The sequence below is a fragment of the Nonomuraea bangladeshensis genome (assembly GCF_039529455.1).
Lineage (GTDB): Bacteria > Actinomycetota > Actinomycetes > Streptosporangiales > Streptosporangiaceae > Nonomuraea > Nonomuraea bangladeshensis.
The window spans coordinates 200,022-221,218 of record NZ_BAAAMV010000012.1; the positions used below are offsets into that span (position 1 = coordinate 200,022).

Below are 21,197 nucleotides of genomic sequence, written 5' to 3' on the forward strand. Positions count from 1 at the left end.
CTGCGCTACAGGCCGCCGGCGACGTTCATGACGGCGCCGGTCACGTACGACGCCTCGTCCGACAGCAGCCACGCCACCGCCGCCGCGATCTCCTCCGGCCGCCCGGGACGCCCCAGCGGGACCCGCTCGGCCACCCGCCACGCCCGTCCGGACTCGCCCGCCCGCGCGTGGATCGAGGTGTCGATGGTGCCCGGCGACACGGCGTTGACCCGCACCTCGGGGGCGAGCTCCTTGGCCAGGCCGATCGTCATGGTCTCCACGGCGGCCTTGGTGGCGGCGTAGGCGACGTACTCGCCGGGCGATCCGGTGCGGGCCGCGACCGACGAGATCGTCACGATGGCCCTCCCGCCCGCCGGCCGTCCCCGCCACCGCCGGGCCGCCTCCCTGCACAGGCGCAGCGGCGCGACCAGGTTGACCTCGACCACGCGCCGCAGGTCGTCGTCCGTCAGCTCGGTGAACGGGCCGAGCCGTCCGGTGACGCCCGCGTTGTTCACCAGCCCGGTCACCTCGCCCATCGCCTCGCCCATCGTCTCGCCCATCGCCTCGGCCGCGGCGAACAGCGTCCCGGGGTCGTCCCTGACGTCGTGGCGCAGGCCCCGGACCCGCGGCCCGAGCCGCCGTTCCAGCTCCCGCGCCTCCTCGTCGGAGCCGGAGTGCGTGAACAGCACGCTCGCGCCGTCCGCGCTCAGCCGCTCCACGATGCTGCCGCCGATCCCCCGTGAGCCGCCGGTGACGATGATCACGCTGTCCGTCCTCTCTCCGTCCTGGCCTCGATCGCGCGGATCACGGCCACCATGTCGAGCCCGCCGTGCCCCAGCCGCAGCGTCTCGGCGAACAGCGCGTGGCAGACGTCCAGCAGCGGCGCGGCCACGCCGCGCTCCCGCGCCGCCTCGGCGATGAGCCGGTTGTTCTTCAGCACGTCCGCGACGGCCGCCTGGGCGGCGAAGTCGCCCTCGACCAGTTTGCGGGCCTTGACCCGCGAGACGTCGCTGGCCATCGGCCCGGCGCCGAGCACCCGCGCGAACGTCTCCATGTCCAGCCCGTGCCGGGCGGCGAAGTGGGCCGACTCGGCCAGCCCGCTCACCATCGTGATGAGGAACAGGTTCACCGCCAGCTTCATCAGCAGCGCCCCGGGGACCGGCCCGCACGGGACCGTCCCGGAGCACATCGGGGCCAGCAGCGGCCGTACCTCCTCCACGGCGCCCGCCTCGCCCGCCAGCATCGCCACGAGCCGGCCGGCCTCGGCGGGGCCGCGCGAGCCCGACACCGGGGCCTCCACGTACCGGCCGCCGGCCGCGAGCACGTCGCCGGCCAGCGCCGCCGAGTACGCGGGCGCGGTCGTCCCCATGTGCACCACGATCCGGCCGGACACGCGTGACTCGAAGCTCGGGGTGCCGCGGCCCAGCACGGCGTCCACGGCGGCCTCGTCGGCCAGCATGAGCAGCACCACCCGCGCCAGCCGGAACAGCTCGTCCGGGTCCGCCGCCACCCGCGCCCCGGCCGCCCGCGGCGCCTCGGCGCGGGACGGGGTCCGGTTCCACACCACGAGCGGCGTGCCGGCCCTGGCCAGATTGACCGCCATGGGCTGCCCCATGAGGCCCAGCCCGGCGAACCCCACCGTCATCCGCCCCACCTCCCTCTCCAGCGGCATCCGTTGTAGCGGAGGGACCGGGCGCGGGTCTTGAACGGTTGTGATCGGGCAGACCGGAATAGGAGCGGCGGACGGGCCGTTGTCGTGGACGCGGGCCCCGATCCGGTGGCCCGCCCGGACGAGACGCGCCGTACCCGGCCTGCAAAGACGACGCTCCCTGGGAAGGAGCCGTCATGGCCTGGTTGTTGATCATCGCCGCCGGTCTGTTCGAGGTCGTCATGGCCTACTCGCTCAAGCTCACCAACGGGTTCTCCGCGCTCTGGCCGAGCGTCGCCTTCGGCGTGTCCGCGGTGCTGTCGTTCGGGCTGCTCGCGATGGCGCTGAAGAACCTGGAGGTCGGCACCGCCTACGCGGTGTGGACCGGCATCGGCGCCGTCGGCACCGCCACGCTCGGCATGATCGCGCTCGGCGAGGACACGTCCCCGCTGAAGCTGATCTCGATCGGGCTCATCCTCCTCGGCGTCGTCGGCCTCAACCTGGCCGGCGCCGGCCACTGACGGAAAGATCCCCGCCCTCGGGCCAGGCGGCCCGAGGGCGGGGATCTGGCCGGGTCAGCGGCGCGCCGCCTTCTTCTCCTTGCGCCGCTCGGCCACCCGTACCCCGATGAACACCAGCACGGCGGCCACGACGATCCCGATCACCACGTTGGTGCCGACCCCCACGTACGTCTCCACGAGGTGCCACTGCTCCCCGAGCAGGTAGCCGGCGTAGACGAAGATGACGTTCCAGATCAGGCTGCCCCCGGTGGTGAGGAGCAGGAACATGGGCAGCGGCATGCGCTCCACCCCCGCCGGGATGGAGATGAGGCTGCGGAAGACGGGGATCATCCGCCCGAAGAAGACCGTCTTGCGGCCGTGCCGCTGGAAGAACGCCTCGGTCTTCTCGATGTCGGACGTCTTCAGCAGCGGCATCCGCTCCACGAGGCGGATCACGCGGTCGCGCCCGAGCATTGCGCCCACCCAGTACAGCGCCAGCGCCCCGACGACGGAGCCGATGGTGGTCCACACGATCACGTCCAGCAGGTCCAGCTCCCCCTGGCTGGCGGTGAAACCCGCCATGGGCAGGATCACCTCGCTGGGCAGGGGCGGGAAGAGGTTCTCCAACGCGATCGCGAGGCCCGCCCCTGGGGCCCCCAGCGTCTCCATCAGTCCGATGAGCCAGTCAGTCATGAGCCTCAAGGCTAGAGATGATCAGATAAGTTCGGAATGAGGCTGCTGCCCGACCCAACCGGGGGTAAACCTCACCCCTCCGGCCGCACCGCTGCCTCGGGCGCGTAGCGGGCGACGAGTTCGGCGCCGATCCTGGCCAGCTCGGCGCGCACCTCCTCCGGCTCGACGACCTCCGCCTGGGCGCCCCAGCCGGCGAGCTGCTCGGCGATCGACAGGGCCATCGGGGCGGCGACCCGTACCCGAGCCCGGCCGTCCGGCTCGTGCCCGAGCACCTCGCAGTGGCGTCCGAAGTGGTCGCGCAGGACCCCGGCGTGCCGCCCGGCGACGAGCACCACCGCCGTCACGAGGGAGCGGCGGCGCTCGACCTCGCCGACGACGCGCTCCCATTCCGCCGCGAGGTCGAAGCCGTCCGGCCGCTCGGCGGGCAGCTCGGTGGGCTCGGCGGCGGTGACGCGGTCCACCCGGTACGTCCGCCGGCCCGCCTCTGTGCCCGCCACGAGGTACCACAGGCCGTCTTTGTCCACCAGTCCGAGGGGATCGACCAGCCGCTCGGCCGGCTCGCCGCCCTTGCGGGCGTAGGTGAGGCGCACCTTGCGCCCGGCGACGACCGCGTCCTGCAGCGTCCGGACCAGGGCGGGCGGCTCCCGTCCCGCCTCACCCCAGCCGGCCGGGTCCGACACCACCGCCCGCGCGGCGGCCTCGGCGTCCGCGCGGAAGGTGGCCGGCAGCGCCCGTACGAGCTTGCGCAGGGCCGAGGTGAGCGCCGGCGCGGCGGGCGTGGCCGGGCCGAGGAGCAGGAACAGCGCCCGCGCCTCGGCGGCCGTCAGCCCGGTCAGGTCCGTACGCGCCCCGCCCACCAGCGACCAGCCGCCTCCGCGTCCCGGCTGCGGGTAGACGGGGATGCCCGCGGCCGACAGCGCCTCCAGGTCGCGGCGGGCGGTGGCGACGGAGATCTCCAGCTCCCCGGCCAGCTCCGAGGCGGTCAGGCGGCCGCGTCCCTGGAGCAGGAGGAGGGCGGCGACCAGGCGGTCTGCGCGCATGCGTTCATCCTGGCAGGAAAAGGACTCAAGGGATGAGCACTTTGGGCGCGATGATGGACCCATGGAGATCTTCGAGGACGCCGCCGCCTGGCGGGACTGGCTGGAGCGGCACGCCGGCAGCGCGAGCGAGGTGTGGGTCGTGCTCGCCAAGAAGGGCACCGTCGAGCCGACCCGGCTGACGTACGAGGAGGCGGTGGAGGAGGCCCTGTGCCACGGCTGGATCGACGGGCTGACCCGCTCGCGGGACGCGGCGACCTACCTGCAGCGCTACACCCCGCGCCGGCCGCGCAGCGCCTGGTCGCGGTCGAACGTGGACCGGGTGGCGCGGCTGACGGCGGCCGGCCGGATGCGCCCCGCCGGGCTCGCGGCCGTCGAACGGGCGCGGGCCGACGGCCGCTGGCCCGCCTGATCCCTGGTCAGGAGGTCACGTACACGACGTGGCCGGCGCTCGCCGGATCGTCCAGGAGGGAGAGCATGCAGTCGGCCGTGTCGGCGCGCACGGTGCTGTGGCCGCCCCTGACGCAGCGGTCCCAGGAGGTGCGGTAGCGGCCGGTCGGCGGGGCGTCGCGCAGCCGGCCGGGCCGGACGACGGTCCAGTCGAGGCCGGCGCGGCGCAGCAGCTCCTCCGAGGCCGCGAGGTCGGCGTAGGAGTGTCGGAACAGCGGTTGCACGATGAGCGGCTTGAGCACGTACCGGGTGAAGGGGCCGTCGCCCGCGTCGGCCACCATTCCGGCCGCGCCGACGGTCAGCACGCGCCGCACGCCGGCGCGGCGCATGGCCTCGGTGATGGCGGCGACGCTGCCGGAGTGGACGGTGGTGGGGCCGCGTTCGCGGCTGCCCATGGCGCTGAGCACGGCGTCACGGCCCGCGACGCCGGGGGCGACGGCGACGGGGTCCATGACGTCGGCCTCGACGACCTCGACGCGGTCGCGAAGCCCGGCGGGCAGCCGGGCGGCGGCGCGTACGACGGCGGTGATCTCGTGGCCCCGGTCGAGGCCCTGACGGACCAGTTCGAGCCCGATGCCGCCGGTCGCTCCGAAGACTGCCAGCCTCATGGGCGTCCCCTTTCTCGGAGGGGTTAGTGAATGTTCACTCACCACCCTACCTCCGAGCCCCGCCGCCCACCCGGACGGTCCGATCTAGGCGCCGGGCTCCGGGGCGTAGAAGGAGGTGACGGCGGTGACGTGGGCGGCGGCCTGCCCGGCCGGGATGCCGGCCGCCTCCTCCGCCGCGCCCCACGCCCGGGCCGAGGCGGTGATGACCTGCCGGCCCTCCGGGGTCAGGTGGAAGGTGTCCTCACCTGCCTTCTCGCCGCCGGAGAGGTGCAGGGCCAGGCCGAGCAGCCCGAGGTCCCAGCCGACGCCGACCCCGCCGCAGCCGAACCCCTCCCACATCTCCGGCGGGACCTCGGCGACGTGCCGCAGCTCGAACACGGTGGCGCCGCCGTCGGACGTCAGCTCGACCGAGACCTCCGACAGGCCGGGGGCGTCGCCCATCGCCCAGCTCACCTTGAACCGCCGGGGCGGCACGCACTCCAGGATCTCGCCGCCGGCGTTGCCCTCGAACTGGTATCTGCCGCCGAGCCGCAGCTCGCCGCTCACCGGCAGGAACCAGCGCTTGAGCCGGTCGGCGTCGGTGCAGGCGTCCCACACGTCCTCGATCTCGGCCTCGTAGCGGCGGCGGATGACCAGCTCCTTGCGCTCGCCGTCGAACAACTCCCGGTGCGCCCGGGTGATCTCGTCAACCATGTTCATCAGGGGTCTCCTTCTTCTCGGTGGCCGGTCTGCGTTCGCGCCTGCCGCGGGCCAGCTCGGTGGCCAGGGCGTCGAGGCGCTGGTCCCAGAACCCGCGGAAGCGTTCCAGCCAGAGGTCGACCTCACGCAGCGGGCCGGCCTCGACGGCGTAGAGCCGCCGGGTGCCCGCGGCCCGCACGCTGGCGAACCCGTTGTCGCGCAGCACCCGCAGGTGCTGCGAGACGGCCGGCTGGGAGATGCCGAACTCTTGCTGGATGACGGCGGTGACCTCGCCGGAGCTTCGCTCACCGCCGGCGAGGAGCTCCAGGATCCGGCGCCGGACCGGATCGCCGAGGACGTCGAATGCGTGCACGACCCGAGTATTTCAGGTCCTGCTTATATAAGTCAAACTTGAGATAAGGTCAGTCGTCCAGGCCGCGGGCGCTCAGCGCCTCGCCCAGGGCGTCGGCGTGCCGCAGCGCGCCGACCACCAGCGGCACCGCGAAGGCCCGCAGGCTGCGCTCGACCCCGCGGGCCCGCTGCGCGTCGCGTACCCGGCCCGCCAGGTCCGCCAGCACCGGCACCGTCCTGATCGTCAGCGACAGCAGCAGCGACAGCCGGAACGGGTCCAGCCCGACCAGCCGCGCCGGGGCCATCAGCCGCTCCAGCACGGCCATCATGTCCGAGGTGCGCGTGGTGATCGTCACCAGCCCGGCCAGCGCCACGGCCACCACCACCCGCAGGGTCGTGACGGCCGCCCCTTCCAGACCGACGAACGCCCACTGCAGGGCGAACAGCGCCACCGCGAACCAGCGCACCGGCCGCACCTGCGCCCACGCCGCCGCCACGCCGACGCGGGACAGGGCGTACAGGGTCGCCGTGAGCGCCGCCGCGCCCCCCAGCGCGAGCGGCGAGCTCAGCAGCACCAGGGCCGTGCAGACGACGGCGAGCCCGGCCAGCTTGGCCCCGGCGGGCAGCCGGTGCAGCGGCGAGGCGCCGGGGACGTAGGCGCCGGTCCTGCCGTTCACGCCATGAGCTTCCGGTAGTGGCCGACGGCCTCCTCGGGCGCGCCGTCGGCGACCACGCGGCCCTCGTCGAGCACGAGCACGCGGTCGAAGCCGGCCAGCAGCGGCAGGTCGTGGGTGACCACCACGACCTGCTGCGGCAGCTCGCGCAGCAGGTCGGCCACCTGGCGCGAGTGGCGCAGGTCGAGCAGCGTGGTGGGCTCGTCCATGACGATCACCTGCGGCTCCAGGACCATCACCGAGCACAGCGCGAGGAGCTGCTTCTGCCCGCCGGACAGGTGATGGGCCGGATGGTCGGCGTGACCGGCCAGGCCGTAGCGGCCGAGGACCTCGGCGACCCGCCGGTCGGCCTCCTCGCGGGGCAGGCGGTGGCGGCGCAGCGAGAACGCGACGTCCTCGGCCACCGTCGGCATGACGATCTGGGCGTCGGGGTCGGTGAACAGGAAGCCGACCTCGCGCCTGATCCTCGCCGCGTGGCGGCGGGTGTCCAGGCCGAGCACGGTCACGGTGCCGGACGTGGGCAGCGCCAGGCCGTTGATCAGGCGCGCGAGCGTGCTCTTGCCGGAGCCGTTGGCCCCGACCACGCCGATCCGCCGCTCGCCGAGCGAGGCGGTGACGCCGCGCAGCACGTCCCGCTCGCCGAGCCGGACCCGCACGTCCGCGAACTCGATCACGTTCCCCCCACTTCACACCACCTCGAACAGGGCCGCCACGCCCATGCCGCCGCCGACGGCCGCCGCGGCCAGGCCCAGCGTGCCGGGCGGGGCTCCGCCGCGTACCAGCCGGGTGAACAGCCGGGTCACCACGACCGCGCCGGTCGCTCCCCAGGGGTGGCCGAGCGCGAGCGCGCCGCCGCCCGGGCAGACGCGGCCGGCGTCGGCGCCGAGCGGGTCGAGCCCGAGGGCGTCGGTGACGGCCAGCACCTGGGCGGCGAACGCCTCCACGAGCTCCACGGCCGCGACCTCTTCGATGCCGATCCCGGCACGCGCCAGCACGCGCCGTACGGCGGGGACCGGGCCCCAGCCGGGCAGCGCGGGATCGCAGCCGGTCACGGCCCCGGCGACCAGCCGCAGCCCGGGCCGGCCGGCGCGCAGCCGTTCCGGCACGACGGCGACGGCCGCCGCGCCGTCGCTGATCGGGGAGGAGTTGCCGGCCGTCACCGATCCCGCTGACGGGGGCGTGGTGAAAGCGGCCGGAAGACGGGCCAGGGACGCCACGCGCAGCGGGCGCGGGCGCTGGTCGTCGTGCCGGCCGCCGACCGGGACGATCTCCTCGGTGAACGCGCCCGAGTCGCGGGCGGCGAGCGCGGCCGCGTGGCTGCGGGCGGCGTAGGCGTCCTGGCGGGCGCGGGTGATGCCGCGCGCCGCGGCCAGCGCCTCGGCGGCGGGTCCCATGTCGGGGTCCGGGTGGCCGTCCGGCGCGAACGGCGCCCGCGCGTAGGGCTCGCTCTCCCCCCTGCGGGTACGCAGCGGCGCGGTCGAGGCGCTCTCGGCCCCGCCCGCGATCACCAGCTCCGCCTCCCCCGCCCGTACGGCCTGCGCCGCCACCAGGATCGCGGCCAGCCCGCTGCCGCACTGCCGGTCCACGGTGAGGCCGGGCACCTCGTTCCCCAGCCCGGCCGCCAGCGCCGCGACCCTGGCCACGTTGCCGCCGGGGCCCATGCAGTTGCCGAGCACGACGTCGTCCACGGGGGTCCCGTCGAGGCGGGCGTCGCGGGCCACGAAGGCGACGACCGGGGCGGCCAGCAGCTCGACGGCGAGGTCCTTGTAGGCGTGCCCGGCCGTGCCGATGGGCGTGCGGCGGGCCGCCACGACGACGGGCGCGGCGGGATCGGCCGCCCTGATGCCGGAGCCGGTCACGTCAGCCGCCTGATGCCGGGGTCGCCGCCGGCCAGGCGGGACGCGACCAGCGCGCGGGCCGGCTTGCCCGCGCCGGTGCGGGGCAGGCTGGGCACCGCGTACCAGCGGCGGGGCCGCTGCGCCGCGTCCAGCCCGCTCCGGGCCACCGCCTCCAGCAGCGCCCGGGGCGGCGGCGCGCCGCCGTCGCCCTCGACGACCGCGGTCACCACCGAGCCCAGGGACGGGTGCGGCGAGCCGATCACCACGATGTCGCCGACGCCGGGCACCTTGCGCAGCACCTCCTCGACGTCCTCGGGCACGACGGTGGCCCCGCCGGTCTGGATCGCGCCGTCGCCGCGCCCGCGCAGCCGCAGCGGCTCCCCCGGCCGGTAGGGGCGGGCGACGTCGCCGACGGTAATCCAGCCGTCGCCGTCGCGGCGGAGCGGCCCGCTCGCGCCGCCCAGGTAGCCTTCGGCCAGCCAGGGCGAGCGCGCCCACACCTCCCCCAGCCCGCCGGCGCCGGGCCGGACCTCGATCTCGGTCTCGGGGAACGGGCGCAGCCCCGCCCCGTCGGCGTCGGCGGCGACGAACGACAGCTCGCTCGCCCCGTAGTAGGCCACCACCCGGATGCCGGCCCGTTCGGCGGCCGTTCGTACGCCGGGGGCGAGCGCGGCCCCGCCCGCCACGGCGGCGCGTACCGATCCGGGGGCGGCCAGCACGGTGGGCAGCAGGTGCGGCACCAGGTGCACGACCGTGGCCAGGTCCAGGTGCGCGGCCAGGCTCTCGGGGCCGCGGCCCGTCGGCCGGCGGCCGGGGACGAGCGCGGTCGCGCCGATGGCGAGGGCGTGCACGGCGGCGAAGGCGTACAGGGAGGACCACAGCGGTCCCGGCACCAGCACCACGTCGTCGGCGCTCATCCCGGCCAGGTCCGCCAGGTGCGGGAACGACCCCGCCCAGGAGGCGCGGGTGCGCACGATCGCGCGGGGGCGGCCGGTGCTGCCGGAGGTGAAGCAGGCCCAGGCGAGGTCGCCGGGCGCGGGAGCGGGGACGATCGCGGGGCCGGGCGCGGCCGGCAGCGGCTCGTCGACCAGCAGGTCCGGGGGCGCGGCGGCGAGCATGCGCGCCCAGCGCGGCCGGTCCCAGGCCGGGTCGCCGACGAGCGGGGTGGCCCCGGCGAGGTCGGCCGCCAGCACGGCGGTCAGCAGCGCGACCGGGTCGGCGAGCCCGATCGCGACGAGCGAGCCGGGACGTACGCCCCGGCCGCGCAGCCGCCGCGCGGCGCCGTGGACGTCGCCGGCCAGCCCGGCGTAGGTGAGCTCGCGGCCCGGTCCGCGGAGCGCGACGGCGCCGGGGCGGGCGGCGGCGTGCCGCAGGACGTGTGCTGCTACCGGCATGAACCGCTCAACGCCCCCAGCCCGAGCGGAGCCGTTCGCGGTGCACGGCGGGCACCGCGTCCGGATAGGCCCGCTGGACGCCCCGCGCCACGACCGAGGCCAGCACCGCCTTGATGACGTCGCCAGGCAGGAAGGCGGCGCTGAGCGCCGCGGCGGCCGGCAGCGACGCGCCCGTGACCAGCGCCTGCACGGGGATGCCGAACAGGTAGATCACGCCGATGCCGCCGACCAGGCAGGCCACGACGAGCTGGAGCAGGCTCGGGCTGCGGCCGGCCCGCTCGGTGAGCCAGCCCGTCACGGCCGCGCCCGGCAGCCAGCCGATGAGGAACCCGGCGGAGGGCCCGATGAACGCGCCCAGCCCGCCGCGCCCGCCCGCCAGCAGCGGCAGCCCGGCCGCCACCAGCACCAGCAGGACGGCGACGGCCAGCGCGCCCCGCCACGCGCCGAGGATCACCCCGGCCAGCATCACGCCCAGGGTCTGGAGCGTGATCGGGACCAGGTTGCCGAAGACGTTGACCGAGCCCGGCAGCCCGAGCACGGCGATGAGCGCGGCGAACACCGCCACCCTCGCCAGGTCTCCGGTGGGGAACCGTCGCCACTTGCCTGCATTCTTCATGAAGTCGATCTCACACCAGAACGGCATGCTTCGGTCATGGAGGGTTCCCACAACAATCCGGCCGTTCATCTGCGATCGAACGATACCCTCCGGCAGCCGGTGGACAGGTTGAGGGGTCTTCACACTCTGGCGATGAGCACGGACCATGCCGCGTCAGCCGGAGCGCGAATCAGGACCTTGCTCACTGTCAGGTCGACCAACCGCCGCGCCGTCACGGACGGGCGAACCGGCGTCGGCGACGCGGCCGGCGCGGCGGAACAGCCGCAGATCGTCAGGACGGACAGCAGAAGTCCGAGGCATCTGCGCGTCGGCACAGTGATCACCGGAGGTCCTTGTAGAAGAAGCTGCAGGCGGCCGGCGTGCCGTCCGGGGAGGCGGCGTAGCCGGGGACGATGCCGTAGCGGGTCCAGCCGCCGGTGAGGTAGACGTGCTCGGCGGTGCTGCCGGTCTCGGTGTCGAGCATCAGCAGGTGGACGCCGGCGGCGAGCGCGGCCCGCTCGGCGGTGGCGAGCAGCGCGCGGGACAGGCCGCGGCCCCGGGCGTCGCGGTGGACCATGAGCTTGATGATCTCGCCACGGTAGCGGGAGTTGGGCTTGGTGGCCAGGGCGAGGCCGATCGTGCCGGCGACGCCGGAGTCGTCACGGGCGACCCAGACCCGCAGGGTGCCCGCGGCCACGGCCGGGGCCTGGGCCCGCCACCAGGTCGCGGCCTCCTCCAGGCTGAACGGCGACAGGAAGCCGACGGACGCGCCGTCGTCCACGGCGTCGGCGAGCAGAACGGCCAGATCCTTGAGCGCGGCGTCGAACTCCTCGGCCGGCAGCAGGTCGATGGCGTACATGCGCGAGGTCCTTCCAGCAGTGGGGGGTCAGGGCAGGACGACGATGATGACGTAGCGGGCCGGGCCGGGGCCCGGGCAGTGGAAACGGGAGGCGCCCCACAGCAGGAAGCGCAGGCAGTCGCCGGCGTCGAGGGCGTGCGTGCGGCCGTTCGCGGTGATCTCGACCGTGCCTTCCAGCACCCAGATGTGCTGCTCCAGGCCGGGGACGGGCGGCACGTCGTACGCGATGTCCGCGCCGGGCCGCAGCGTCCCCTCCACGACCTCGCCGCGCAGCCCCGGGTGCGGCGGCGAGACCGACCGGCGGGCGAAGCCGGACTCCTCGTCGCGCCACACCCGCTGCTCCGCCGCGCGCACCAGCAGCGGCGGCTCCGTCTCGACCTCGGCCAGCAGCCGCGACAGGGTCCGCTCGTAGACGGCGCAGAGCTTGTTGAGCAGGGCGGCGGTGGGGCTGATCTCCGCGCGTTCGAGCCTGGACAGGGTGGAACGGCTGACGCCGGCGCGGGCGGCCAGCTCGTCGAGCGACCAGCCGCGCTCGACGCGCAGCTCCGCCAGCCGGCCCGCGAGCCGGGCGTCCAGCTCCTCCGCGCTTCTCATATCCGGGATGTTATCCCACATCCGGGAGAAGCGGCGGAAGAGGACTACAGGGCGTTGAGCAGCGGGACGAGCTGCTCCTCCTCGTGGTCGAGATGCGCCTCCAGCTCCGCCGTCAGCCGCTCCACCTCGGCCAGCAGCGCGTCCGGGGCGACGTCGTCGGCCGCGAGCAGCGTACGCAGTTCCTCCAGCAGCCGCGCCACGACGGCGTGCTCGGCCCGCAGCCGCTCCAGCGCCGGCCCCAGCTCCGGATGGCGTCCCTCCAGCCCGGGGAACATGAAGTCGTCCTCGCGCGCGTGGTGCACGTGCAGCCCCTGGCAGAGGGTCAGGCAGTTGACCTTGAGCTGGGCGGCCACGCGCGGGCCCGAGGCGGCGACCTCGGCGCGGATGAGGGCCAGCTCCCGCCGGAAAGCGTCGTGCAGGCGCTTGAGCCCGTCGCCCATCGGGCCGGCGGGCGGGCCGGGATCGGCGGCGACGAGCGCGACCACCGGCAGGACGCGCCCGGACTTCGTCTCGTAGTCGGCCCAGCCCGGGCTCTGCTCGACGGCGCGGGCGAACAGCCGGTCGCGTTCCTCGCCCGTGAGCACGACCGCCTCGGCCTGGTAGGTGAACGTGCCGTCCTCGACGGTGACGCGAGGGTCGGCGCGCAGGTTGTGGTACCAGGCCGGGTGGCGGGGCGAGCCGCCCGCCGAGGCGATGACGAGGACGCGGTCGCCGTCGGGCAGGCACCCGACCGGTACGGTGTGCGGCGCGCCGCTACGGGCGCCGGTGGTGGTCAGCAGGAGCAGCCTGGCACCCTCGAAGGGGCCGCCGACCCGGCCGCCGTTGGCGCGGAACTCGTCGATGATCTGCTGGTTGAAGTCCATGGGCATGCGTGTTCGTCACTCCGTGCTCAGATGTGTGCGAAGTCGGCGGGCATGGGAGAACCCGCACGGCATGCCGTCAGAGCGAGCGGGACGGGCCGACTACACCGTCCGTGGCATGGGATGACGCGCGGGGATCCGGTGGTCAGGCACGACCGAACGTGTGAGTGTTCACGGCGTCATCCCCTTTGATCGGGCGCCTCCATGCCGCCGCCGTACACCCCGGCCGGCGTCACGCGACGCGACGGCCATTACACGCGCCTTCTGTGGATCTTGTCAAGCGCGGCCGGGAACGTTATCCGGGGCGTGCGGCGGGAAGGGAGATGCGATTCCGGGCGAATCCCACGGGAGGGACGGTCGTATGAGCATGCCGCCGTTAGGGACGCATGTCTGGTTCGGCGACGACGACAGCACGTTCTCCATGGACCTGCGCGTGACCGTCGTCGGCCGGACCCCGGCCGACCTGCGCGCCCGCGCGCTCGACGAGGCCCGCCTGTTCTACGGCGGGCGGGCCGAGCACACGGGCGTCACCGTTCTCAGCGCCGACGTGGAGAAGGCGGACGACGGCTACCGCGCGACCGTGGTGTTCCGCCAGGTGACCGGCTGAGCCGCGGCCCCCGTCACGGGGCGTCCGTCAGGCGGGTCTCGTAGGCCCAGGAGGCGATGCCCACGCGGTTGCGTACGCCGAGCTTCGCCTGGATGGCGGAGATGTGTCCCTTCACGGTGCTGAGGGAGATGAAGAGCTCGGCGGCGATCTCCGGGTTCGTACGCCCCCGCGCGACCGCACGGGCCACCTCCGCCTCGCGCTCCGACAGCGGCGACGCCGGACGCCGGTCGCCCGGCGCCTGACCGGCGGCCGTGACGTGGCGGAGCAGGCGCAGGGTGAGCGACGGGGAGATCAGGGCGTCTCCCGCGCTGGCCGCCCGTACCGCCTCCACCAGCAGGGCCGGTCCTGCGTCCTTGAGCACGAAGCCGACGGCCCCGCCGCGGAGCGCGCCGTGGACGTACTCGTCCAGGCCGAACGTCGTGACGACGACCACCCGCAGCGGGGAAGGGACGCCCGGCCCGGCGAGCGCGCGGGTCACCTCGATGCCGTTCGCGCCGGGCATCTGGACGTCGACCAGGCACACGTCCGGACGCAGCCGCCGGGCCAGCGCGATGGCCCGGTCGCCGTCCGCGGCCTCGGCGACGACGCGGATGTCGGGCTGGTCCTCCAGGATGACCCGCAGGCTGGCCCGGACGAGCGCCTGGTCGTCGGCGAGCAGGACGCTGATGCTCATGGCGGCTCCGATCCGGTGGGCGGGGGCAGCGGGAGGGCGGCGCGCACGGACCAGCCCGGCGCGCCGGGCCGCGGGCCGGCGTGCAGAGTGCCGCCGAGCGCCGTCACGCGTTCGCGCATGCCGAGCAGGCCGTAGCCCGTGGCGGCGCGCCGGCGGCGGGCGGGGGCGGGCGGGGCGTCGTCGGTGATCTCGACGGTGAGCGTGCCGGGCTCGCGGGCGACGGTGACGTGGACCGAGCGGGCGGCGCGGGCGTGGCGGGAGACGTTCGTCAGGGCTTCGCGGACGACGCGGTAGACGGTGCCGGCGATCTCCGGCGGCCAGGCGGCTTCGTCCTCGTCGTGCGCGGGCAGGCGCAGGTGGACGGGCGGGCCGTCGAAGCGGGCGGCGAGGCCGGCGAGGGTCTCCGGGGGCGGCGCGGGCGGGGCCGCGTCGCGGAGCAGGCCGACGAGGCGGCGCATGGCGGCCAGGGCGTCGGCGCCGGCGGTCTCGATGCCGGTCAGGGCGCCGCCGACGCGTTCCGGCCGGCGGCGGGCCAGCACCTGGGCGGCCTGCGACTGCAGGACGATGCCGGTGACGTGGTGCGCGACGACGTCGTGCAGCTCGCGGGCGAGCTGGAGGCGTTCGTGGCGGCGTACGGCCTCGGCCATGGCCGCGCGGCGGGCGGCCAGCGCACGCGCGCCGAGCCCGGCCGCCAGCCCGGCCAGCCACGCCCCGGCGTTCAGCGCGGTCACGGGCGGGAGCCCGGTGGCGGGCCGCAGGACGGTCACGGCGACCACGGCCGGCCCGCCCAGGGCGACGGCGCAGGCGGCGCGGGGCGCGAGGGTCCGTACGGCCGAGGCGGTGAGCACGGCCAGCGCCAGCGCCGCGGCGGGCCCCGGCTCGGCGGGCAGCCCGGCGAGGCGGGACACCAGCGCGGCCGACAGCGCCACGAGCTGTCCCGCGACCGCCGCGAGCACCCTCCCCCGGCGCCGCGCCAGCGCGATCGCGGACACGACCGCCCCCGCCACGCACCCGAACGGCACGTAGCCGGGCCCCCAGGAGGTCGCCACGCTGTACGCCCAGAACGCCTGCAGACCGGCGAGGATCACGCCGAGCCCGAGGTCCGCCACGGCGGCGCTCACAGCGAACGCTCGGTCGCCGGGCGTCCAATGCCGCGCGGCCGGCTGGTCCCGGTCAGTCACGCCGCTCAGGTTAGAAGCCGCGCCCTTCCCGCCGTACCGGCCGAAAGTATGACTCCCGCCGCCCGCGAACCCTGCTTCCGGCCCGTACCGCCGCTTCCGCGCGGTCCCGAGGATGTGGGGCCATGTCACAAGAACATCTGACGACACGGGACGCGCGCCCCAGGATCGTGGCGCTCGACGTGATCCGCGGTCTCGCGCTCTGCGGGATCCTGGTGGCCAACGTCCAGCCCATCGCGCACGCCGGCGACGCCCTGGCCGTGCGGACCGGCGGCGGCGACGCCGGTGACGCCTGGCTGGGGCTGCTGGTACACCAGCGGTTCTTCCCGATCTTCTCGTTGCTGTTCGGCGTGGGCTTCTCCCTGCTGCTGGAGTCCGCCGGGCGGCGGGTGGGACGGCCGCGGCTGCTCCTGCTGCGCCGGCTCCTGGCGCTGCTCGCGCTGGGCCTGGCTCACATGTTCCTGCTGTGGTACGGCGACATCCTGACCGTGTACGCGGTCACCGGCCTCGTGGTGCTGCTGCCCTCCTCCTGGTTGCCGCGCCGGGCGGTGGCCTGGCTGGCGGGCGTGGTCGTCGTGGCCGCGCTCGCGACGGGGGCGGGGACGTTCGGGCTGGTGCCGGGGCTGTTCCTGCTGGGCTCGGCGCTCACCAGGTACGGCGTGACCGCGCGGATCGAGGACTCCACCCGCGTGCCGGTCCTGCTGTGCCTGGCCTTCTCGGCCGCGGCGGCGCCGCTGGCCTGGCTGCAGAACGGCACGGGCGACCCGCGGGCGATGGGGGCCGCCGGGCTGCTGACCGCGGGCGCGTACGTCTGCGCCGTGCTCGTGCTGCTGCGCACCCCGCTGCGGGCGGTCCTGCGGGCCGTGTTCGCCCCGCTCGGGCGGATGGCGTTGACCAACTACCTGACGGCCACCGTGCTGGTCCTGCTGACCGCCCGCCTGGCAGGCGGCTCGCCGGACGGCTGGTCCACGGCGACGGTGCTGTCGATCGCGGGCGGCGTCCTCGTTTCGCAGTGGGTCTGGTCGACCTTGTGGCTGCGGTGGTTCCGTCAGGGGCCGCTGGAGTGGGCGTGGCGGTGGGCGACCTGGGCCCGCCGGCCGCCCTTCAGGCGAGGGAGTCGATCCAGCGCTCCAGCCGGCGCCCTTCCGCCCGCATGAGAGCGGGGTCGCGGAAGGTGTTGGTCAGCAGCGACACCCCCTGGTACGCGGCCAGCAGGGCGACCGCGAGCTCGCGCGCGTCGTCCCGCCCCATGGCGGCGAACTGCCGTTCCATCCAGTCGAGCAGCGCCCCCATGACGGCGGCGATGGCCCGGTCGAGGCCGTCGTCGCGTTTGTCCAGCTCGGAGGCGAGGGTGCCGGTGGGGCAGCCGAAGCGGGCGGTGAGCTCGCTCTGCCCGACCCAGCCGCCGACGAGGGCCTTGAGCCGGTCCCGGGGGTCGGGGAGCCCGTCGAGCCGGGCGGTCAGGGTCTCCAGCTCGCGGCCGTGGGTGTCGATGGCGGCCCCGATGAGCTGGTCCTTGGTCTTGAAGTAGTAGTAGACGTTGCCGACCGGGACGTCGGCCGCGCGGGCGATGTCGGCGAGCGTGGTCTTCTCGACGCCCTGCTCGTGCAGGACCCGGGCGGCGGCCGCGGCGAGCCGCTCGCGCTTGCCCGCCCTGATTGAGTCAGTCACCTCACTCACTATAGACAACCGCTCCGGCCGTCCGCTATGGTTTCGCTCCGATTCAGTCAGTCAGCTAACTAACTTCTGACGGAGGAAGCGATGATCGTGGTGACAGGGGCGACCGGCAACGTGGGCGGCGAGCTCGTACGGCTGCTGACGGCGGCGGGTGAGCAGGTGACGGCGGTGTCACGCAACGCCGGGACGTCCCTCGCCGGCGTCCGGCATCACCGGGGCGACCTGGGCGAGCCCGCCGGGCTGAAGGACGCCTTCACGGGCGCCCGCGCCCTGTTCCTGCTGGTCGCGGGCCAGGAGCCACGGGCGGTGCTGGACGCGGCGGCGGCCGGCGGGGTCCGGCGGGTGGTGCTGCTGTCGTCGCAGGGGGCGGGGACCAGGCCGCACGCCTACGCCCACGCGGCGGACTTCGAACACGCCGTACGGGAGTCCGGTCTCGCGTGGACGATCCTGCGGCCCGGCGGGTTCGCCTCCAACGCCCTGGCCTGGGCCGGGACCGTCCGGGCCCATCGGACGGTCGCCGCGCCCTTCGGCGACGTCGCGCTGCCCGCCGTCGATCCCGCCGACCTCGCCGAGGTGGCGGCCGTGACGCTGCGGGAGGACGGGCACGAGGGGCGCACGTACGAGCTGACCGGGCCCCGGGCGACCAGCCCGCGCGAACGCGCCGCGGCCATCGGGGCGGCGCTGGGGACGGAGGTGCGCTTCACCGAGCAGAGCCCGGAGGAGGCGCGGGCGGGGATGCTCACGTTCATGCCGGAGCCGGTCGTCGAGGCGACCCTCGCCATCCTCGGGAACCCGGTCGAGGCGGAACGGCGGGTCAGCCCGGACGTCGAGCGGGTGCTCGGGCGGGCGCCGCGCACGTTCGGCGACTGGGCCGCCCGCAACATCGCGGCCTTCCGCTGACCGCGACCTCATGACCCTTCACACCTGAACGGATCCGCTCATGCCCGTACTGAACGTCCTCGACTCCACCATGGCCTACCGCGAGCTGGGCTCCGGCGCGCCGACCGTCTTCCTGCACGGCAACCCCACCAGCTCCCACCTGTGGCGGCACGTCATGCCCGCCGCCGGGCCCGGCCGCCGCTTGGCCCCCGACCTCATCGGCATGGGCGAGTCCGGCAAGCCGCCCATCGACTACACCTTCGCCGACCACGCCCGCTACCTCGACGCCTGGTTCGACGCCCTGGAGCTCGACGACGTGCTGCTCGTGGGCCACGACTGGGGCGGCGCGCTGGCCTTCGACTGGGCCGCCCGCCATCCCGGACGGGTGCGCGGCATCGCTTTCACCGAGGCCGTGATCAAGCCCATGAGCTGGGAGGAGTTCCCGGAGGGCGGCCGGGAGCTGTTCCGGGCGATCAGGACCGAGGGCGTGGGCGAGTCCATGATCCTCGACGACAACGCCTTCCTGCGCGGCCTGCCCGCCACCATGGCCACTCCGCCGGCCGAGGAGGACCTGGAGGTCTACCTGCGGCCGTACCCGACGAGGGAGAGCCGGCTGCCGCTGCTGCGGTGGCCGCGCTCGATGCCGCTCGGCGGCGAGCCCGCGGACGTGGTGGCGAGGATGGAGGCGTTCGGGCGGTGGGCGGCCGGCAGCCCGGAGGTGCCGAAGCTGCTGATCGGCTTCCGGCCCGGCCCGGGCTCGATGTGGACGCCCGAGACGGTCAAGTGGTGCGTCGCCACCATGGCCTCGCTGGAGGTGCGCGAGCACGACGAGGTGGCCGGGCACCACACGCCGGAGGACCATCCGCTGGTCATCGCGGCGGACGTGGCGTCCTGGCCGCGGACCTCGACCCGCTGACGGCCGCCCGCCTCTACGATCGGAGGGCTCGCCCACCGGCTCAAGGAGAACGAACGATGGTCCAGGACGTCGCCGTCCACGCTCTGATCAGCGCCTTCGCGGGCGAGAACGTCGAGGCCAGGTTCACCGGCCCGACGACCGTCAGCCTGAGCGTGCCGGAGATCGGCGACGTCCCCGCCGACGTGACGACCTACACCGAGCACGCGGGCCTCCTGCCGCCGTCCGAGATCCCCGGGTTCGCCGCCGAGTTCGCCCGCGGCTTCGTGCAGGGGGTGCGCCGCCACCACAGCCGGGCCCAGGCCGTCGCCCAGGCGTCCGCGGTCGACATCGAACGGCTGCTGGCCGAGGACTCCCTGCGGATCCGCCTCTACACCGAGCAGGCGCTGGCCGACCCACCCGGCCTGCTCGCCGCCCTGACCACCCGCCCGCTCGCGCCGGGCCTGGTCGAGACGGTGGTCATGGACCTGCCCGACTCCATCGTGCCGCTCAACCGCTCCGACCTCGGCCACCGCACCGAGAACGAGGTGTTCGGCGCCGCGCTGCGCGCCTCCATCCACCGGGAGCCGCACTACGTCGAGACCCATCAGCTCTGGGGCGTGCCCATCATGCACATCGGGCAGACCCACCGCTACATCGGCGCCCACGCGCACGTGCTCGACCGGCATCTGCCGCACGTGGGGCTGGGGGCCCTGGTGTCGTTCCCCGTCCCGGAGTACGTGCTGGTGCACGCCATCGGCGACGTGCACCTGGTCGCGGCGATGGAGACGATGCAGACGCTCAGCCGTACGCATGTCGAGCAGGGCGAGCACCCGCTCACCCCGCAGGTCTACTGGTGGCGGCCCGGCCCGCACGAGGACCTGCCCGAGGAGCAGGCGCTCGGCAGCGGGCTCGTCCCCGACCTGCGTCCCGTCGAGATCGAGGTGGACCACGAGGAGAAGAGCGTCACGCCGCGCACCGCCGCGGCCGAGGAGCTGCTGACCCTCTGGACCCGCGACGTCTAGCCGGCGCGCGGTCCTTCACGCGCCGCGCACCGCCCGGTCGGCCTCCGCGACGAGGGCACTCTTGCGGTACGGCTGCCAGGCCGTCCGCAGCGCGCGCAGCTCGCCCCGGACGCGGGCGGAGGCCACCAGCCGGACGTCCTCGCTCAGCCCGAGCACGGTCACCGCGGCCCGCTCGACGTCCCCGGCGCGCAGGAACGCGTGCGCCGCGCGCAGCCCGATGAGGGTGCGGGTGCGCCGCTCGACCGGGCGGCGGGCGTCCATGGAGGCGGCGAAGTGGCGGGCCGCCCCCGCGTGGTCGCCGAGCCTGGTCAGGGTCAGCCCGATCTGGTGCTCCAGCGACTCGCGCCGGTAGTTGCCGGTCCACTCCGACTCGGGGCGGGAGTCGGCGCGTTCGAGCTGCGTCTCCGTACGATGCAGCAGGCTCAGCGCGTCGTGGCGGGTGCCGGCGGCGGCGTGCGCCTCGGCGCGCATGCCGGTGACCCAGGCCTGCGTACGCGGCGGGCCGTGGCCGCCGAGCGCGGAGGCGGCCGCCTCGGCCAGGGCCAGCGCCTCCTCGTCGTGGCCCAGCTCGGCGGCCTGCACGGCCATGCTCCGCAGGGCGGTCGCGCGTGACACCAGGTCGCCGGCCTCGTCGGCGAGCCGGACGGCGCTGATGTAGTAGCGCTGGGCCAGGGCGTTCGCGCCCGCGTCCATCGCCATGTACGCGGCCAGATAGCTCAGCTCGCCCGCCGCCCCGAACAGGTCGGGGCGGCGGCGGCCGGTCGTGCCGTGCAGCAGCGGCGTGACCTCCCGCGCGAGGTAGGCGGCCACGGCGGCGCGGGCGTGGCCGCCGCCGTACTGGTCGTCGAGGTCGGCGAAGCCGGCGGTCGCGGCGCGGATCCTGGTGACGTCGGCCGCGCCCGCCCTGGCCGGAGCCCGTCCGCCGGACGTGATCCGCGCGGCCACCCCGGCGGCGACCTTCGCGGCGGCCGGGACGCGCGTCCCCGCGGCCAGGCTCGAGAGCGCGGCCAGCGTGAACGTGCCCGCCGTGAGCACCGCGCGCCGGTTCAGCAGGTCGTCCTCCCCCAGCGTGGCCAGGCGGGCCACCGGATCGCCGTGCCAGGGGTCGTCGGGCGGCGCGGCGCCGGGGTCCGGCCAGCCGAGGTGCGCCGCGGCGAGGTCGGGACGGCCCAGCCGCCGCCGGAACGCCTCCAGCACCGCGACCACCCCCTCCGGGCGCGGGACGGTGCCGGTCAGCCAGTGCCCGACGGCCGAGCGGTCGTAGTGAAGGGGGTCGCCGTTCGCGGCGGCGGCCGCGTTGACGTGGCGGGCGAGCGCGGCGTGGGTCCAGGCGGCCTGCTCGATCAGCGCGGCCAGGGCCCGGTTGGCGACGGGGTGGGTGCGGCGGGGCGGCATCGCGGCTTCACATCGCTTCACATCCTGGTGCCCTCGACTCTGCGCTCCACGCAGAGCACCGTCAATAGTGCGGAACGTGACACAGCATTCCGAAGGACGATTTATGGCGGGGG

26 protein-coding genes and 1 riboswitch are annotated in these 21,197 nt (G+C 75.2%); of the genes, 7 read left to right on the top strand and 19 right to left on the bottom strand.

The window, feature by feature from the left end:
• Nucleotides 1-5: 5 nt before the first annotated feature.
• Both ABD292_RS38225 and ABD292_RS38230 read right to left on the bottom strand, forming a co-directional pair.
• Complete coding sequence (locus tag ABD292_RS38225) at nt 6-743, bottom strand: SDR family NAD(P)-dependent oxidoreductase (protein ID WP_344216295.1); 738 nt, start codon at nt 741-743, stop codon at nt 6-8.
• Nucleotides 740-1,651, bottom strand: a complete 912-nt coding sequence (locus tag ABD292_RS38230; protein WP_344216297.1) for an NAD(P)-dependent oxidoreductase — start codon at nt 1,649-1,651, stop codon at nt 740-742. The genes ABD292_RS38225 and ABD292_RS38230 overlap by 4 nt, the downstream gene beginning before the upstream one ends.
• An 88-nt stretch (nt 1,652-1,739) precedes the next feature.
• Nucleotides 1,740-1,808, top strand: a riboswitch (guanidine-III (ykkC-III) riboswitch).
• 16 nt (nt 1,809-1,824) lie between these two features.
• Here ABD292_RS38230 and ABD292_RS38235 point away from each other — a divergent pair.
• Nucleotides 1,825-2,148, top strand: a complete 324-nt coding sequence (locus ABD292_RS38235) for a DMT family transporter (protein ID WP_344216299.1) — start codon at nt 1,825-1,827, stop codon at nt 2,146-2,148.
• Between the two features lie 54 nt (nt 2,149-2,202).
• Here ABD292_RS38235 and ABD292_RS38240 read toward each other — a convergent pair whose 3' ends face one another.
• A complete protein-coding gene (locus ABD292_RS38240; RefSeq protein WP_344216301.1) occupies nt 2,203-2,820 on the bottom strand; it encodes a DedA family protein in 618 nt (205 codons plus the stop codon).
• A gap of 71 nt (nt 2,821-2,891) precedes the next feature.
• Complete coding sequence (locus ABD292_RS38245; RefSeq protein WP_344216303.1) at nt 2,892-3,860, bottom strand: helix-turn-helix transcriptional regulator; 969 nt, start codon at nt 3,858-3,860, stop codon at nt 2,892-2,894.
• A 61-nt stretch (nt 3,861-3,921) separates the two neighbouring features.
• Here ABD292_RS38245 and ABD292_RS38250 point away from each other — a divergent pair, with 61 nt between their 5' ends.
• Nucleotides 3,922-4,269 (top strand): YdeI/OmpD-associated family protein, encoded by a 348-nt coding sequence (locus ABD292_RS38250; protein ID WP_344216305.1) that lies wholly within the window; start codon nt 3,922-3,924, stop codon nt 4,267-4,269.
• Nucleotides 4,270-4,276: 7 nt separating this feature from the next.
• Here ABD292_RS38250 and ABD292_RS38255 read toward each other — a convergent pair whose 3' ends face one another.
• From ABD292_RS38255 to ABD292_RS38305, 11 genes are all read right to left on the bottom strand, one after another.
• Nucleotides 4,277-4,915, bottom strand: coding sequence for an NAD(P)-dependent oxidoreductase (locus tag ABD292_RS38255; RefSeq protein ID WP_344216307.1), 639 nt, complete (start codon nt 4,913-4,915; stop codon nt 4,277-4,279).
• Between the two features lie 84 nt (nt 4,916-4,999).
• Nucleotides 5,000-5,614 (bottom strand): SRPBCC family protein, encoded by a 615-nt coding sequence (locus tag ABD292_RS38260; protein WP_344216309.1) that lies wholly within the window; start codon nt 5,612-5,614, stop codon nt 5,000-5,002.
• Nucleotides 5,601-5,966, bottom strand: coding sequence for an ArsR/SmtB family transcription factor (locus tag ABD292_RS38265; RefSeq protein WP_344216311.1), 366 nt, complete (start codon nt 5,964-5,966; stop codon nt 5,601-5,603). The genes ABD292_RS38260 and ABD292_RS38265 overlap by 14 nt, the downstream gene beginning before the upstream one ends.
• A gap of 49 nt (nt 5,967-6,015) precedes the next feature.
• A complete protein-coding gene (locus ABD292_RS38270; protein WP_344216312.1) occupies nt 6,016-6,621 on the bottom strand; it encodes an energy-coupling factor transporter transmembrane component T family protein in 606 nt (201 codons plus the stop codon).
• On the bottom strand, nt 6,618-7,292 hold the full coding sequence (locus ABD292_RS38275) for an energy-coupling factor ABC transporter ATP-binding protein (RefSeq protein ID WP_344216314.1): 675 nt from the start codon (nt 7,290-7,292) through the stop codon (nt 6,618-6,620). The genes ABD292_RS38270 and ABD292_RS38275 overlap by 4 nt, the downstream gene beginning before the upstream one ends.
• 12 nt (nt 7,293-7,304) lie before the next feature.
• Nucleotides 7,305-8,477 (bottom strand): thiolase family protein, encoded by a 1,173-nt coding sequence (locus ABD292_RS38280; RefSeq protein WP_344216316.1) that lies wholly within the window; start codon nt 8,475-8,477, stop codon nt 7,305-7,307.
• The gene (locus ABD292_RS38285; protein WP_344216318.1) at nt 8,474-9,850 is read right to left on the bottom strand and encodes an AMP-binding protein; all 1,377 of its coding nucleotides are present in this window, start codon (nt 9,848-9,850) and stop codon (nt 8,474-8,476) included. Before ABD292_RS38285 ends, ABD292_RS38280 begins: the two co-directional genes overlap by 4 nt.
• Before the next feature lie 7 nt (nt 9,851-9,857).
• Nucleotides 9,858-10,493, bottom strand: a complete 636-nt coding sequence (locus tag ABD292_RS38290; protein WP_344216320.1) for a biotin transporter BioY — start codon at nt 10,491-10,493, stop codon at nt 9,858-9,860.
• Between the two features lie 292 nt (nt 10,494-10,785).
• The gene (locus ABD292_RS38295) at nt 10,786-11,304 is read right to left on the bottom strand and encodes a GNAT family N-acetyltransferase (protein WP_344216322.1); all 519 of its coding nucleotides are present in this window, start codon (nt 11,302-11,304) and stop codon (nt 10,786-10,788) included.
• A gap of 27 nt (nt 11,305-11,331) precedes the next feature.
• Complete coding sequence (locus ABD292_RS38300; RefSeq protein WP_344216324.1) at nt 11,332-11,898, bottom strand: helix-turn-helix domain-containing protein; 567 nt, start codon at nt 11,896-11,898, stop codon at nt 11,332-11,334.
• Between the two features lie 44 nt (nt 11,899-11,942).
• Nucleotides 11,943-12,767, bottom strand: a complete 825-nt coding sequence (locus ABD292_RS38305) for a nitroreductase/quinone reductase family protein (protein WP_344216327.1) — start codon at nt 12,765-12,767, stop codon at nt 11,943-11,945.
• Nucleotides 12,768-13,119: 352 nt separating this feature from the next.
• Between ABD292_RS38305 and ABD292_RS38310 the strand changes: the two genes are divergently transcribed.
• Nucleotides 13,120-13,365 (top strand): hypothetical protein, encoded by a 246-nt coding sequence (locus tag ABD292_RS38310; protein WP_344216329.1) that lies wholly within the window; start codon nt 13,120-13,122, stop codon nt 13,363-13,365.
• A 13-nt stretch (nt 13,366-13,378) separates the two neighbouring features.
• Here ABD292_RS38310 and ABD292_RS38315 read toward each other — a convergent pair whose 3' ends face one another.
• Together ABD292_RS38315 and ABD292_RS38320 are read right to left on the bottom strand one after the other, a co-directional pair.
• Nucleotides 13,379-14,038 carry a response regulator gene (locus tag ABD292_RS38315; RefSeq protein WP_344216331.1) on the bottom strand — a complete coding sequence of 220 codons (660 nt, stop codon included), beginning with the start codon at nt 14,036-14,038 and terminating at the stop codon, nt 13,379-13,381.
• A complete protein-coding gene (locus tag ABD292_RS38320) occupies nt 14,035-15,219 on the bottom strand; it encodes a sensor histidine kinase (protein ID WP_344216333.1) in 1,185 nt (394 codons plus the stop codon). The genes ABD292_RS38315 and ABD292_RS38320 overlap by 4 nt, the downstream gene beginning before the upstream one ends.
• Before the next feature lie 122 nt (nt 15,220-15,341).
• Between ABD292_RS38320 and ABD292_RS38325 the strand changes: the two genes are divergently transcribed.
• Nucleotides 15,342-16,373 carry a DUF418 domain-containing protein gene (locus tag ABD292_RS38325; RefSeq protein ID WP_344216335.1) on the top strand — a complete coding sequence of 344 codons (1,032 nt, stop codon included), beginning with the start codon at nt 15,342-15,344 and terminating at the stop codon, nt 16,371-16,373.
• Here ABD292_RS38325 and ABD292_RS38330 read toward each other — a convergent pair.
• Complete coding sequence (locus ABD292_RS38330) at nt 16,321-16,887, bottom strand: TetR/AcrR family transcriptional regulator (RefSeq protein WP_344216337.1); 567 nt, start codon at nt 16,885-16,887, stop codon at nt 16,321-16,323. The genes ABD292_RS38325 and ABD292_RS38330 overlap by 53 nt on opposite strands.
• 90 nt (nt 16,888-16,977) lie before the next feature.
• Here ABD292_RS38330 and ABD292_RS38335 point away from each other — a divergent pair, with 90 nt between their 5' ends.
• The 3 genes from ABD292_RS38335 to ABD292_RS38345 are packed head-to-tail and all read left to right on the top strand — an operon-like array spanning nt 16,978 to nt 19,689.
• On the top strand, nt 16,978-17,793 hold the full coding sequence (locus tag ABD292_RS38335; RefSeq protein WP_344216340.1) for an NAD(P)H-binding protein: 816 nt from the start codon (nt 16,978-16,980) through the stop codon (nt 17,791-17,793).
• A 40-nt stretch (nt 17,794-17,833) separates the two neighbouring features.
• Entirely contained in the window at nt 17,834-18,688 is an 855-nt protein-coding gene (locus ABD292_RS38340; RefSeq protein WP_344216342.1) for a haloalkane dehalogenase, read from the top strand.
• Nucleotides 18,689-18,744: 56 nt separating this feature from the next.
• Nucleotides 18,745-19,689: a hypothetical protein gene (locus ABD292_RS38345; RefSeq protein WP_344216344.1), complete on the top strand. Its 945-nt coding sequence runs from the start codon at nt 18,745-18,747 to the stop codon at nt 19,687-19,689.
• Nucleotides 19,690-19,704: 15 nt separating this feature from the next.
• Here ABD292_RS38345 and ABD292_RS38350 read toward each other — a convergent pair whose 3' ends face one another.
• Nucleotides 19,705-21,084, bottom strand: a complete 1,380-nt coding sequence (locus tag ABD292_RS38350; RefSeq protein WP_344216346.1) for an NsdA family TPR-like regulatory protein — start codon at nt 21,082-21,084, stop codon at nt 19,705-19,707.
• Nucleotides 21,085-21,197 lie beyond the last annotated feature (113 nt).